The sequence below is a fragment of the Gemmatimonadales bacterium genome (assembly GCA_036500345.1).
Classification (GTDB): Bacteria; Gemmatimonadota; Gemmatimonadetes; order Gemmatimonadales; family GWC2-71-9; genus Palsa-1233.
Genome location: DASYCE010000016.1, coordinates 23,176 through 36,076, shown reverse-complemented (window position 1 = coordinate 36,076; position 12,901 = coordinate 23,176). Strand labels below are relative to the sequence as shown.

Genomic DNA, 12,901 nt, shown 5'->3' with positions numbered 1-12,901 from the left:
GATGATTGATTTCTTCAACGTGCTGCCGCTTCACGGCATCCTCGGCGGCATCGCGGCCGGCGCACTTGCGCTGCTGTTGGCGTTCATCGGGGCGTGCGCAATATTGGGAATCGGGTTCGCGGTTCTCTGGATCACCAGGCTTTTCGGGAACAGGTCCGAGTTTGTTGGCCGCGAGATCCCACGAAGTACCAGCATTACCGTGGCGAATTCACAGTTGAACTTCGAGAACTCCCTCGCCGCAGGATGGCGAGAGGCAGAGCAGTTGACGATGAAAGCATGCGTCGATATCGCAGACCTGGAATGCGAACTCAGCCAGCTCCGCAGTGAACTCAATGCGATCAGGAGGGAACCGTGACCATCGAAAAGACCGTACATGAGTGTCCCGAACGGCTCCACGAATACGCCACCCAGGCAAGGATCAGGCGGCGCGAGGAACTCATGCGACGATTCTCTGACAGTGTCGACCGCATCGAGCGCGCCTATCTCGAGCTCGAAGAGGCCTACCGCCGACACGGAGTCACAAGAACCAAGTGACACCGTACACCCGCGATGCTACTCCCGCCTCAGCGCTTCGACCACGTCAACCCGCGCGGCACGCGCCGCCGGCACAGCTGACGCGATCGCCGCCGCCACCACGATCACCGCCGCACTACCGATCAGCACCACGATCCCCGGCAATTGCACCGCCCCCACCTTCGCCGCCACCACCCGCACTCCCGCTTCACCCACCAGCACCGCCGCCAACACTCCCACCGCCGCGATCACCACTCCCTCACGCAACACACTCGCCAGCACATCGCGCCGGTCGGCGCCAAGCGCCAGGCGAATCCCGAACTCACGAGTCCGCCCGCTTACCGAGAAGCCGAGAACACCGGCGATCCCGATCACCGAGATCAGCAGCGCCACCGCCGCGAAGCCACCAAAAACCACCGCGTTGAGCTTCTGCGGCGCCAGCACCGCCGCACGCACATCCTCCAGCGTCGCCGCCTGCTCGATCGGCTGGTCGGCGTCGACCCCCTGGATCGTCTTCACGATCGACGGAAGCAACGGCATCGGATTCCCCGCCGCCCGCACGAAGAGCCGGCCACCCCACCCCTCCTGATCGACCGGCTGGTACACCGTCATCGCCGGATTCGGGATGATGTTCTGGTCGTCAAGATCCGGCACTACTCCGACAATCTTCCGGTTCTCCTCGGCGATCCCGATGAACTTCATCACCGGATCGGTCCACCGCAGCATCCGGCCGATCGCCGGCTCACCCGGAAAGAGCTTGTCGACCACACTCTTGCTCACGATCACCACGCGATCGGTCCCGGTCTTGTCGTCATCCCTGAAGTCGCGCCCCTCGAGCAGCGGCACGCCGAGCGTCGAGAAATACCCCGGCGAGATCGAGCGGAAGGCGGCGTGCGGATCGTCCTCGGTCACCTTCTTCCCGCCGTCGACCGCAAAGGCGAAGCGGATGCTGAGTCCCTGCGCGTCGCGCCACGGCACCGCAAAGCCGGTCGCGACACTCTGCACGCCGGGAATCGCCGCGACGCGGCTGTTGATGTCGCGAGTCATCTGCTGCACCTGCTCCGGCGTCCGGTCGTAGGTATCGGGCGGGAGGTTGATCGCCAGGACGCGCGTGGTGTCGAACGGCGGCTTGGTCGATTCGAGCGTGTACAGCGTGCGCAGCAGGAGTCCGGTCCCCGCGAGAAGGAGGAACGACGCGATGATCTGCGTCACCGCAAAGACGCGCAGCCGCCGGTTGGAGCCGGTGGTGCTCCGCGTCCCGCCGCCGGCGAGACCACCCATCGTCGCCCCTTTCGACGACGGCAGCCGCGGCACGAACGCCAGCGCCACCGCCGCCACGAGCGCGAGGACGATCCCGAAGACCACCAGTGTCGCGTCGAGGTGGAGATCATCCGCGCGCACCGAGAAGCGCGATGCGTACCGGCCGAGGATCGCCACCATCGGTGCGGCGATCAGCAGCGCGCCCGCGACACCTGTTCCGCAGAGGATCAGCGACTCGGCGAGAAGCGAGCGGCGGAGCGCGCCGGTTCCCGCGCCGAGTGCCGCGCGCACGGCGAGTTCCGACTCGCGGCGGATCGTCCGGGCGAGGATCAGGTTGGCGACATTCGACGCCGCGATCACGAAGAGGAGCGCCGACGCGGCGAAGAGGATCCACAGCACTGTCGACGCCGTCGAGTTGATCTGCTCCCGCATCGGCCGCACGGCGATCCCGAACTGGTCGTCGTGCTTGTAGCTCTCCGGATGCGCCTGCAGCATCGACGCGTAATCGGTGTGGAGTTCGGCGCGCGCCTGGTCGAGCGTCGCCCCCGGTGCCAGACGCCCGAAGAGTTCGGTCATCCGGTGGGCTCGCCCCGTCACCATCGTCGCCGAGAGGTGATGCGGCGACGTCGCCACGTTGGCGATGATCTGCGTCTCGACCGGGTACGGCACCGCCGGCTCGAGGACACCGACCACCGTCGCCGCGCGCGATCCTTCGTTCGAATCGAGCCGCAGCACTCGGCCCAGCACATTTGGATCGGAATGCAGCGACTGCGTCCAGAACTTGTAGGTCAGGACCGCGACACCGGGGGCGCTGGGGCCGTCATCCGCTGTACCGATCAGCCGGCCGATGATCGGGCGAAGACCCATCACGTCGAAATACCGGCCGTCGACGACGCCGGCGGGGATGGTGCGCGGCTGGCCGAGTCCGTGAACGGTGAAATCGATCTCGGAGAACTCGCCGAGTTCAGGGATCGACTTGAGCCGGGCGCGGAGGTCCTCGATCTCGGGGATCGAGAAGGCGATGTTGTCGGCGTTGAGGCCGGGGGCGCTCTGCCTGATATAGAGGAGGCGCGATTCGTCGCGATTGGTCAGCGGGCGCAGCAGCACCGTGCGCACCACCGAGAAGATCGCCGCGTTGGCGCCGATGCCGAGGGCGAGGGTGAGCGCCACCGTGGCCCAGAGGGAGGGGACGCGGGAGAGCGACCGGGCGGCGATTTTGAGATCACGGACGAAGGACATGGCGACCCTCTGGTTCGGCTGTTTCGGTGCCGGGAAAACTACCCCGTCCCGGTGGAGCAGGTGAACGATTGACCGGTCAGGGACCGGTCATGCGATCCCGCCGAATGGCCGGACCTCGATCTTCCTGTCGCACGCCTTGGAGGCCGCCGTGCCGAGGGCGAGGGCGGTCTTGAGGTCGGCGGCCTCGATCACCCAGAAGCCAGCGATGAACTCCTTCGACTCGGTGAACGGCCCGTCGGTGATCATCGGCTTGGCGCCGCGGTTGTCGATGGTGCGGGCGTCGCCCAAGGGAGTCAGCCCCCCGCCAAAGACCCAGTGCTTGTCGGCCCGGAGGCGGTCGTTGAAGCGGTCGATCGCGATTCCGACTGCCGGGGCGTCGGTTTCGGTGCCATCGCTGATGACTGCGAGGAGGAAATGCATGGTGAGACTCCCTGGTTGGGGTGCCGGAGGCACCGGTACATCAATGCAACGAACGGGAGCGGCGGATTTCGACAATAGGGTGGATTGACCGCGTTTGACCCGGCCGATCCGGCTTGGCCCGGGGGCGAGACGCATTGCGGAACAGCGGCGCTGAGAATAACGTCGCAGGGGGACAGGGAGTGAAAGGAGGGAGGCAATGACGCACACGGTACCGACCGCCATCGAGATCTTCAGGGTGTTGACCTGGCTGATTCTCCTGCCGTTCGGCATCATGATCCGGAAGCGTTTCCTCACTGCTCGGGCGTACCGGCTCGTCGAGGGGAAGCGCGGTGAGAAGATCATCAACGCGTCTGCGATCGTGGCGATTCTCGCGCTCGTAATCGGCGAGACGGCGGCGCTGCGCTGGGGGCCGTCGTCAAGGGCAAGGGGCCTTTTTCAGCTCGGCATCGCCGGCTGGTACAGTCACGTCCTGGTTGCCACCATCGTCGGTGCGCTCGAGGAGCGGCGTCAGCGGCGTGAAGCGGCGATGATCAGCGACGTCCTGGTCCGATGATCACGGAAACGACCTACTACCGAGCCTCATTGTTCCTGCCGATGCTCACGCCGGTACTGGCTTGGGTTGAACCGGTCCGGGTCATGGCGCCCAAGCTGGCGATGACGCTGGGCGCGTCGCTGATGCTGATGTTGCCGTACCTGATGTTCGCGCTCCTCCTCTCGACCTGGATGACGGGAAAGACTCAGGCCGCCGTTCGGCGCGCGATGTACTACGCGCCGGTGCTGCTCATCCCGTTCGTCGGTCTCTGGTTCCTGCTGATTGCGTTGGTCGCCGGTCCTCGCAACGTCTTCTCGGTCATCCCGACGCTGCTCTGGCTCACACCGATCACGCTGATCATCGGATACTGCTACGTGCTGCCGGTTGTCCTGATTCGCGTGGTGGCATCGCGAGCGCGGTTCATTGCGCCGGCGTGATTCGCGGCTCGACGCGCAGTCCGAACTTGACAAGTGACAAGTGACACTTTACAGTCCTTCAGGACGCTGATTTATCGCTGAAGGAGCGCAGGATGCCTATGAAGAACCCCGTCCATCCCGGCCGTCTCGTGCGAAGCGCGTGCCTGGAGGCTCTTGATCTGTCGGTGTCCGCAGGCGCCGAGGTTCTCGGTGTAAGCCGCCAGGGGTTGACGAACTTGCTGACCGGCAAGTCCGGGATGACGCCTGAGATGGCGATCCGGATCACCAAGGCGTTCGGCGGGGAGGCGGAGACGTGGTTGGCAATGCAGATCGCGTACGATCTTGCGGAAGCGCGTAAGCTCGAAGGCAAGATCAGAGTAAAACGCTACATCCCGCCGCATCGCCGCGCGGCGGCGTGACCCTCCGCCGCCGCCCGGTCGATCCCTACGCGCCGCTCTCGCCGCAGGCGTCGGCGCTATCCCTCGCATCCGTTACCGTCCTGGTGTTATGTGCATTCGGCCTGATCGAACTGTTCGGCGAGGACCCCGCCGCGCGGTATTCCACTGCAACCCTTTGTGCGGTCTGCTTCGCGGTCGCCGCAGCGGATTGGTACATGGAACTGCTGATCCGCAAGTCGCGGCTACCGCGCTTCATCGGTGAAGTGATACTCGCGGCGGCGCTGGCAATGTGGGGAATCGCGGTCGCGCAATACTCGCAGAGTCATGGAGGGTCACTGCGTCCGCTGACCGACGGCGTCTCGTGCCTCGCGGTATTCATCGGCATTGAGATCCTGAGATACTGGTGGCACCGGCGAGGTAGGACGCCGACATGACCACTCGACAAGCCGACTCCTTGCTCTGTTGTTGCAGCGCGGCATAGCACCGATGACTCCAGATCATTTCGTGCTGATGGCGATCGTGTTGGTACCGCTCTGGCTGATCGCGGTCTTGGCGGTGCACACGATCGCCGCTGCCCGGGGGCGCCCGATCGGGCGAGCCGTCAAGATTCTGGGAGTCGTCGCCGGCTCGGCACTGATGGTGGCGCTCATCTGGGGACTGTTGAGTTCGCTTCCTGGGGGATTCAGGTGGACCCGGTCGCGCACACTGATTGTTGTAGCACCAGTCGCCGGCTTGTTCTTGCAGGGAGGAATCTGGCTCTACGCCTCACTCCGCAGCGGCGAACTGCAACAGTCCCTCCGCGAGCGACGCGCGGCGCGCCGATTGAAGCGTTCTTCCCGCGAAAAGCCATAGCGGGCTGGACCGACATTCAATCGGGACTGCCAACCACCAGCGAATAGCTCGTACTTCGCCCGCCGCTACTGTCCCGCGCCAGAATCCCGCGATCAATGAGCTCGCGAATGTCACGCAGCGCAGTGTCCGGCGACGTCTGCGTCAGCTTTCCCCATTTCGACGTGGTCAGTTTCCCTTCCAACCCCATGAGCAACCGGTCGAGCACGGCGACCTGCCGCGCGTTCAGCGTGTGCCGTTCCACCCGTTCCCAGAACCGCGCCGCGCCCAGCACCCTCGCCAGCGTGATCTCGGCGCCGTCGATGGCACGGTCGAGACATCCCAGGAACCAGAGCATCCACTCGGTGACGTCCAGATCTCCCTTCTGCGTCGATTCGAGTACGCGGTAATAGCTCGCGCGCTCCAGCCCGATCTGCGCCGACATGCTATAGAATCGCCGCGGGCTCCGCTCCGATCGTGCCAGCGCCATGTCGGTAATCGCGCGCGCAATTCTTCCATTGCCGTCATCGAACGGATGCACCGTCACGAACCAGAAATGGGCGAGCGCCGCTTTCAGGACCGGATCGATCTCCCCGTCGCCGTTGAACCATTCCAGGAATTTCGACATTGCCGACTCGAGTTGTTCGGCAGGCGGGGCTTCGAAGTGAACCCGTTCGCGGCCCATCGGACCCGAGACGACCTGCATCGGGCCGTCGTGATCATCGCGCCACTTTCCGGCCCGGATATTTCGCATCCCGCTCCGGGCAGTGGGAAATAGCGCCGAGTGCCAGGCGAACAGGCGCTCCGCAGTGAGCGGCTCGTCGTAATGCTGGGTCGCGTCGAGCATCATTTCGACCACCCCTTCCACCTGGCGGTCGGCAGGGGTGAGCGTCCCGGCATCGATGCCGAGACGGCGGGCAATCGACGAGCGGACCTGCTCCTGATCGAGTATTTCGCCTTCGATCTCGCTCGACTTGACGACATCCTGGGTCAGGGTCGCGAGTTCCGCCTCGCCGCGGAGAGTGAACCCCAGCGCTTCCATCCGGCCGAAGAGGCGCCCCTGCTTGTGGCGCACCTGCGCCAGCGGATGGGCGAGGAGATCGCCCCTCCAGCTGAATTCCGGCCACCGCTCTTGTTGATGGATATAGGCCATTCTCCGCACCTCCTGCGGAGATTATGGCAGTTATTCACCGCAACAGCAAGGGTAATCTCCGCAGGTACCTTTCCCGTTCGATGCCTGCCGACCGCCGCCGATTCCTGATCCTCCTCCTGTCGATCGGCGGACTCGTCCTCTACGTCTCCACCGCCTGCGTCAATATCGGCATCGTGGCGCTCGACGACTATCACGAAATCGTGGCGCAAATCATTCCGGCGCAATTCCAGAGCGCCACGCAAATCATCGCCGGAGCCGGGATCCGCTCGCCGGTTCCTTCGCTCGTCCTCCTCACACTCTCGCGAACGGCGCTCCACCTCGGCCTCACCGACCCGGTCGCGCAATACCGCTTCGTCCTGATCGTCCTCGCCATCTTCTCGTTCGCTGTGCTCTCCACCGTCGCGCGCCGCCATTTCCGCGACGAGCGCGACGGCAACAAGGAGATCGTGGCGCTCTGTCTGATCTCCTTCTTCTGGCTGGCGCCGTATTTCTTCTCGCGTACGCTGATCGAGTCGCTCGCCGCGCCGTTCGTCGCCGCGAGCGCCTGGTTCACGACCGACTACTGGCTCCGGGGACGGCGGTCGTCGCTGGCGCTGTCGGTCTTCGCGCTGATGGTTGCCGCAACCTTCCGCTTCCAGGTCGGCGTCTGCTACGCCGCGATCGTCGCGGTCTTCGTGCTGCGGCGGCAATGGCGCGACAGCTGGGTGCTTCTGGCGAGCAGCGCCGTGGCGTTCATGATCCCCGGGCTGATCGACCTCTGGCTCCGCGGCTCGTTCTACGCCTCGCTCCGCGCCTACGTCGACTACAACGTCCACTACTCGTCGTCGTACGGCGTGCATCCGTTCTATTCGTTCGTCACCCTCTTTCTCGCGATCACCATCCCGCCGGCGTTCTGGCTTCGTTACCGGGGACTTCGCTGGCGCGAGGAGTATCGCCCGCTTCTTCCGGCGCTCCTCTTCTTTGCCGTCTTCCTCGTCGCCCATTCGGCGGTGCCGCACAAGGAAGACCGTTTCATGGTGCCGATCGTCCCGGTCTTCCTCATCTGCCTCGTGCCGCTGGCGCACTACATCTGGCAGAAGAGCCGGTGGCGCACCGTCTATTTCCTGGCGATCAACGCAGTGCTTCTGGTGATCACGTCGTTCACCGTGGAGCAGCGCAACACCATCGGGCTGGTTCTGTACCTTGGCCGGCACCCAGAGATCACCCGCGTGGTGGGAGTCGACGAAACGCTGGTTCTCTACCCGAGTGCCTACACGCTGCGGCCACCGGCGGACACGAGTGTCGCAGCGAGCGATCTGGCCGGAATGCCGATGACCTGCAATACGGCGATTGCGGTGCGGCAGGCGTTCAAGACAAGCGTGGCAGAACTGAATGCAAAGGGTGAGAAGGTGGCCGAGTTTCGGCCGGGACTGCTGGAGCAGCTGGTGATCAGGATCAATCCGGGGTCGAACGCCCGGAGGACGACGATTGAGCTTTATCGGGGGCCGGGGTGCGGGGGGTAGGGGGTTTCTCATCCCTCTGCGCGAGCTTCTAAACTCTCTTCGCGAGCTTCTAAACTCTCTTCGCGAGCTTCTCATCCCTCTGCGCCACCTTCTCATTCCTCATCGGGTCCTTATCGTCTCGCCTCGCGATCACTTCATCGGCCGCTAAGCCGATATCATCGCTCTTCGCGTGCTCTTCGATTGGCTTCGCGTCGACTGCATCTCGATTCGGGACCTTATCAAGGCTCTTCGCGTCTTCTTCGATCGTCTTCGCGCCCATTGCATCTCGATTCGGGCTCGTATCACGGCGCTTCGCGTCCTCTTCGATCGTCTTCACGTCCATTGCATCTCGATTCGGGCGCTTATCATCGGGCTTCGCGTCTTCTTCGATCGCCTTCACGTCGACTGCATCTCGATTCGGGCTCGTATCATCGGGCTTCGCGTGCTCTTCGATCGTCTTCGTGCTCATTGCATCTCGATTCGGGCTCGTATCACGGCTCTTCACGTGCTCTTCGATCGTCTTCGGGCTCATTGCATCTCGATGCGCCCTCGTATCACGGCTCTGCGCGCCCTCTTCGATCGCCTTCGCGTCGACTGCATCTCGATTCGGGTTCGTATCATCCCGGTTCACGTCGACTGCATCCCGATTCGGGCTCGTATCACGGCTCTTCACGTGCTTTGCATTGGTCTTCACGTTCACTGCATCCCGATTCGAGCTCGTATCGTCCCGCTTCACGTCGACTGCATCCCGATTCGGGCTCGTATCGCCAGCGCGAAACGTCATTCTGGCTCCGTATGGGCTCGCGCATGGAGCCCGCAACCACCGCAACCCCAATCACTTGACCTCCCTGTCGACAATTCCGGAACTTCGCCCATCTTATTCCCATGGGGACTTTCTCCCGGCGTTTCGAATCAGTACGAAGCCTCCGCTAAGGCAATTGCATCGGCCGGCACAGCCTCTGGATACTTCAAACAGGAGATGTGACATGCGCTCGACTCTGTTATTGGGGATCGTTCTTCTCTGCGCCAGCGCACATCCCGCCGTCGCGCAGGGGCCGTCACGCGTTGGTCTCACCGCTCGCGCCGAGCGCTCGCCGCCGCCGAAGCACTCGACCTTTGTCGTCGATTCCCGGCCAACGCACTGGAAAGAGGGAATGCTCTACGGCGCGGCGGTCGGTCTTGTCGGTGGGTTTCTTCTCGACGAATACGCCAAGCGCAGCTGCGACTCGGGCAATTGCTCCGATTCGGCGGCGCTCATCTTTGTACCGGCAGTCGTCTTCAGTCTTGTCGGCGGGCTGATCGGGGCGTCGATCCCGAAGCGGGGTTAGTCTTGGCGCGCCACTGCATTCCGGGGCGCAGACTTGGAGATTCTTCGATGAAACGACTCATGCTCCGTGCGACATGTGGCCTCGCGCTGCTGATCACCACTGTCGAGACGTCGTCGGCGCAACAACCGCCGCACAGTTCGAACGACACTACTGCGACAATTGCCACACTGCTCGACGTGGCTGAACAAGTCGCCGACACCAACGTAGACGTCTCCACGGCAATATCCGATGGATGGACAGCAACGTATGCCGACATGGCGAATTTCACCCAAGATACCACGGTTGCCGCCGCGATTCCCAATCTTACGTCGATTGATGATGCGCTGCGGCCGTACGTTCAAACTACCGTCTGGAATCTATATGCCTCCGGCGGATCCCCCGAATTCGATTTCGTCGCGACAATGGGTACTTGCGTTTTCTCTCAAGGCGCAACGGGGAACATGCTCGCGTGCGGCTGGTGTGCACATATCATTCACGGGGCGATCGTCGCGATAGTCAACAAGACAGTCCAGAAATGGATGAACGCTGCGGAGCAAGACCTATGGTCCTTCGCCGGCGAGGAGCAGCAAACGCTACTAAGCATGGGGATCGAAGCGTCACAGGAGGTCATCTACGATATCCTGGTCGATTCCGTAGCGGGACTGCTTTTGAATTCAGGCCACACCCATACTGGGAAAGCTGCCATCCGGCACGACTAGTATTAAGTCTAGCGCCCTCGCCGCGCATCCGGCGCGGCGGGGGCCCCGCCCCAACCGCGGACTCACTATGTCGTTGTTCCTTGTGTCAGTCGTCGCACGCGCGGCAGTCTTTTGCGTGATTGCTTGGGCAGTCGACCTGTTTTCCCCAGCATCGGCCCGGTTTGCGTCACTCGTTTCGATCATCGCGATCGGGTTGTTCGCCGGCTCTGTGTCGGCAATTCGAAACCTGGACGACCTTTTACTGACCGGGAGGTGCAAAACGAATGCGCGAGGGCTCGTGGCGATGACTGCCGTTCTTTGGTTCGGACTAAGCGCCATTCAGTTCGCCCAAGATCATCACTCGACCGGGACATTCATCGATGGTGCAATTATTGTCGGAGTCGCCGTATTGCCTGAACGTCCGCTGAGACGAAAGCGATCGGGCCGTGATTTGGCCTAACCTAGGTCCAGACCGCCCACGCGGGCGGCGACCGGACCTCTATCAGCTTTCCCCCCCTACCGCCTCCGCCCGCTCAACTCCATCAGCAGCCGCAGCACCTCGAAATACAACCAGATGAACGTCACCAGGATCCCGAACGCACCGTACCACTCGAAGTAGTGCGGCGCGCGATTGTTCACCGCCCGCTCGACCATGTCGAAATCGAGGAGGAACGACATCGTCGCCACACCGCAGACCAGCAGCGAGAAGCCGATGCTCAGCCAGCCGCTCCCCTGCAGCAGCGGCATCTGGACGTGGAAGAATCCCAGCACCATCGCCACCACATAGTAGAGCACGATCGCGACGATCGCGCCGGTCACGATCGCCCGCATCCGCTGCGTCACCCGCACCACGCGCGTGGCGTAGAGGCCGAGCATCGTGCCGCCGGCGAGGATGGTGAGTCCCAGCGCCATCAGCGGCAGGCCGGCGTAGCGCGCGTTGATCAGCAGCGTCACGCCGCCCAAGAGCACCCCTTCGACCAGAGCGTAGAGCGGGGCGGTGATCGGAGCCCAGCGCGGCATGAACGTCGTTCCGATCGCCAGCGCGAACCCGGCGACAGCCGCAATCGTGAGCGCGGTGCCGATCGACGGACCGATGGTGCTTGACGTGGCCCAGACGCCGCCCGCGGCAAAGGCGCAGAGGACCATCAGCATTGCCGTCTTGCTGATCGTCCCCGCGAGCGTCATCGGGGTTTCGTTTGCCGCCGCGTGCGCATCGGCAAAACCAGCGCGGGAAAGAACGGGATTCGCCACAACGACTCCGGTACGAGACAGGGAGAAATCTAAGGGCTCACCGCCTGCCACGGATCCGGACAAACCAAGAGACCTCGACCAGGGGTTTTCCTGGTTCCGTGCATTGCCAGCTGGTGCTACGCTTAGGCGGTAATCACTCCAGACAATCGAGTCGCCATGTTGCAGGTGAAGCTCCCCCGCTTCGATGTTGCGCGTCTGGTGGCCGGGCTCACGGCCGCCGCGCCCGTATGCACCGTCCATGCACAGGCGTATAAGCCACCCCCGGTACTCAACCGCTTTCCGGTCCCGGTGACCACGCTGGTGGGGAAGGAGCTCATGCAGTCGGCGGAGTTGGCTATTCCGACCGCCATTGATTGGGTCAGCGGAAAGCTCGTCGTCATCGATCGCAAGTCAGACAACATGATCGCGGTGTTTGACGCGGTGCGCGGTGGCGTGGTGCGGACCTTCGGCCGGCGCGGCAGCGGCCCGGGTGAATTCACCGGGCCGTGGAAGACGCTGGTTCCCGATCCGCGAGGCGGCGCGTTCTGGATCTTCGATACCCAGCTGCTCCGCATGACAAGAGTGGTGTTATCGCAGGACTTCGCGACCAATGCGTTCAAGCCGTCGCTCCTCTTCCAACTCCAGGGTGGAGCGACCAACCTGGAGCGGCCGCAATGGGTCGCCGACGGGCGTTTGGTGAGCACGGGAGACATCCCCGGCGGCCTCTTGATCGTGTTCAACAAGAACGGGAAGAACGAAGGAGTGCTCGGCACCTTTGACTACGGCGATCCGAAGCTCTCGATCGAAGGCCGGCAGAATGGATATGCATTCCAGATGGCGGTCGATCACGGCGGCAACCGTCTCTTGCTGTTCAGTCATTACAGCGATCGAATCGACTTCTTCAATCTCCAGGGCCAGCGGACCGGCGGCGTCGATCGGCCCTTCGCGTTTGATCCGGTGCTCAAGGAAGTCGGCAAGGCCGGCCGGGTGGCAACGGTGACGAACCAATCGTACAACGGCGTCCGGAGTGTCAAGACGACCGCGTCACACATCTACGCGCTGTTCTCCGGGCACCGAAACGATGACTCCACCGTGGCCTCGCCTGCGGCCGGGTCCCATGTCGAGGTATATAGCCCCACAGGGAAGCTCGAACGTGTGCTGGGGTTGGGGGCGGAAGCATTTGATCTCACGGTCGATCCCGACGATCGCATGCTGTTCATCGTCCGCATCGATCCGTCGCCCGGGATAGTCGAATATCTCCTGCCTACCCCACTCGGGGCGCACAAGTAATAGTCATCGCGCTAGCGCGATCGGTTCAATGGAGGACGTTGTCCAACGATCGAGCGCCGGCCCCCGCATCGGGGACCGGCGCTCGTTGCCGACTTCCTGTCAGAAGCGGCGCTACATCGCCGTCTTCAGCCTCGGA

General features: G+C 63.3%; 16 protein-coding genes. 11 read left to right on the top strand and 5 right to left on the bottom strand.

Annotated elements, in window-relative coordinates:
- The first annotated feature begins 1 nt into the window (after window position 1).
- Window positions 2–355: a hypothetical protein gene (locus tag VGM20_08875; protein ID HEY4100974.1), complete on the top strand. Its 354-nt coding sequence runs from the start codon at window positions 2–4 to the stop codon at window positions 353–355.
- Window positions 352–534 carry a hypothetical protein gene (locus VGM20_08870; GenBank protein HEY4100973.1) on the top strand — a complete coding sequence of 61 codons (183 nt, stop codon included), beginning with the start codon at window positions 352–354 and terminating at the stop codon, window positions 532–534. Before VGM20_08875 ends, VGM20_08870 begins: the two co-directional genes overlap by 4 nt.
- Window positions 535–552: 18 nt before the next feature.
- On the opposite strand, the gene VGM20_08865 is transcribed toward VGM20_08870, so the two are convergent.
- Together VGM20_08865 and VGM20_08860 are read right to left on the bottom strand one after the other, a co-directional pair.
- On the bottom strand, window positions 553–3,012 hold the full coding sequence (locus tag VGM20_08865) for an ADOP family duplicated permease (GenBank protein HEY4100972.1): 2,460 nt from the start codon (window positions 3,010–3,012) through the stop codon (window positions 553–555).
- An 87-nt stretch (window positions 3,013–3,099) separates the two neighbouring features.
- Entirely contained in the window at window positions 3,100–3,432 is a 333-nt protein-coding gene (locus VGM20_08860; protein HEY4100971.1) for a YciI family protein, read from the bottom strand.
- A 196-nt stretch (window positions 3,433–3,628) separates the two neighbouring features.
- Between VGM20_08860 and VGM20_08855 the strand changes: the two genes are divergently transcribed.
- The 5 genes from VGM20_08855 (at window position 3,629) to VGM20_08835 (ending at window position 5,630) form a co-directional block, all read left to right on the top strand.
- Entirely contained in the window at window positions 3,629–3,985 is a 357-nt protein-coding gene (locus VGM20_08855) for a hypothetical protein (GenBank protein ID HEY4100970.1), read from the top strand.
- Complete coding sequence (locus VGM20_08850; GenBank protein HEY4100969.1) at window positions 3,982–4,401, top strand: hypothetical protein; 420 nt, start codon at window positions 3,982–3,984, stop codon at window positions 4,399–4,401. Before VGM20_08855 ends, VGM20_08850 begins: the two co-directional genes overlap by 4 nt.
- 98 nt (window positions 4,402–4,499) lie before the next feature.
- Complete coding sequence (locus VGM20_08845) at window positions 4,500–4,799, top strand: HigA family addiction module antitoxin (protein HEY4100968.1); 300 nt, start codon at window positions 4,500–4,502, stop codon at window positions 4,797–4,799.
- On the top strand, window positions 4,796–5,212 hold the full coding sequence (locus VGM20_08840) for a hypothetical protein (GenBank protein ID HEY4100967.1): 417 nt from the start codon (window positions 4,796–4,798) through the stop codon (window positions 5,210–5,212). The genes VGM20_08845 and VGM20_08840 overlap by 4 nt, the downstream gene beginning before the upstream one ends.
- 52 nt (window positions 5,213–5,264) lie before the next feature.
- A complete protein-coding gene (locus VGM20_08835) occupies window positions 5,265–5,630 on the top strand; it encodes a hypothetical protein (protein ID HEY4100966.1) in 366 nt (121 codons plus the stop codon).
- Window positions 5,631–5,646: 16 nt separating this feature from the next.
- On the opposite strand, the gene VGM20_08830 is transcribed toward VGM20_08835, so the two are convergent.
- Entirely contained in the window at window positions 5,647–6,759 is a 1,113-nt protein-coding gene (locus tag VGM20_08830) for a Fic family protein (protein HEY4100965.1), read from the bottom strand.
- An 80-nt stretch (window positions 6,760–6,839) separates the two neighbouring features.
- Between VGM20_08830 and VGM20_08825 the strand changes: the two genes are divergently transcribed.
- Complete coding sequence (locus VGM20_08825) at window positions 6,840–8,261, top strand: hypothetical protein (GenBank protein HEY4100964.1); 1,422 nt, start codon at window positions 6,840–6,842, stop codon at window positions 8,259–8,261.
- Window positions 8,262–8,310: 49 nt separating this feature from the next.
- On the opposite strand, the gene VGM20_08820 is transcribed toward VGM20_08825, so the two are convergent.
- Entirely contained in the window at window positions 8,311–9,024 is a 714-nt protein-coding gene (locus tag VGM20_08820) for a hypothetical protein (protein HEY4100963.1), read from the bottom strand.
- Between the two features lie 202 nt (window positions 9,025–9,226).
- Between VGM20_08820 and VGM20_08815 the strand changes: the two genes are divergently transcribed.
- Both VGM20_08815 and VGM20_08810 read left to right on the top strand, forming a co-directional pair.
- The gene (locus VGM20_08815) at window positions 9,227–9,568 is read left to right on the top strand and encodes a hypothetical protein (GenBank protein ID HEY4100962.1); all 342 of its coding nucleotides are present in this window, start codon (window positions 9,227–9,229) and stop codon (window positions 9,566–9,568) included.
- A 47-nt stretch (window positions 9,569–9,615) separates the two neighbouring features.
- Window positions 9,616–10,266 carry a hypothetical protein gene (locus tag VGM20_08810; GenBank protein ID HEY4100961.1) on the top strand — a complete coding sequence of 217 codons (651 nt, stop codon included), beginning with the start codon at window positions 9,616–9,618 and terminating at the stop codon, window positions 10,264–10,266.
- Window positions 10,267–10,761: 495 nt separating this feature from the next.
- Here VGM20_08810 and VGM20_08805 read toward each other — a convergent pair whose 3' ends face one another.
- Complete coding sequence (locus VGM20_08805) at window positions 10,762–11,496, bottom strand: Bax inhibitor-1/YccA family protein (GenBank protein ID HEY4100960.1); 735 nt, start codon at window positions 11,494–11,496, stop codon at window positions 10,762–10,764.
- A gap of 156 nt (window positions 11,497–11,652) precedes the next feature.
- Between VGM20_08805 and VGM20_08800 the strand changes: the two genes are divergently transcribed.
- Window positions 11,653–12,765, top strand: a complete 1,113-nt coding sequence (locus tag VGM20_08800) for a BF3164 family lipoprotein (protein ID HEY4100959.1) — start codon at window positions 11,653–11,655, stop codon at window positions 12,763–12,765.
- Window positions 12,766–12,901: the final 136 nt, after the last annotated feature.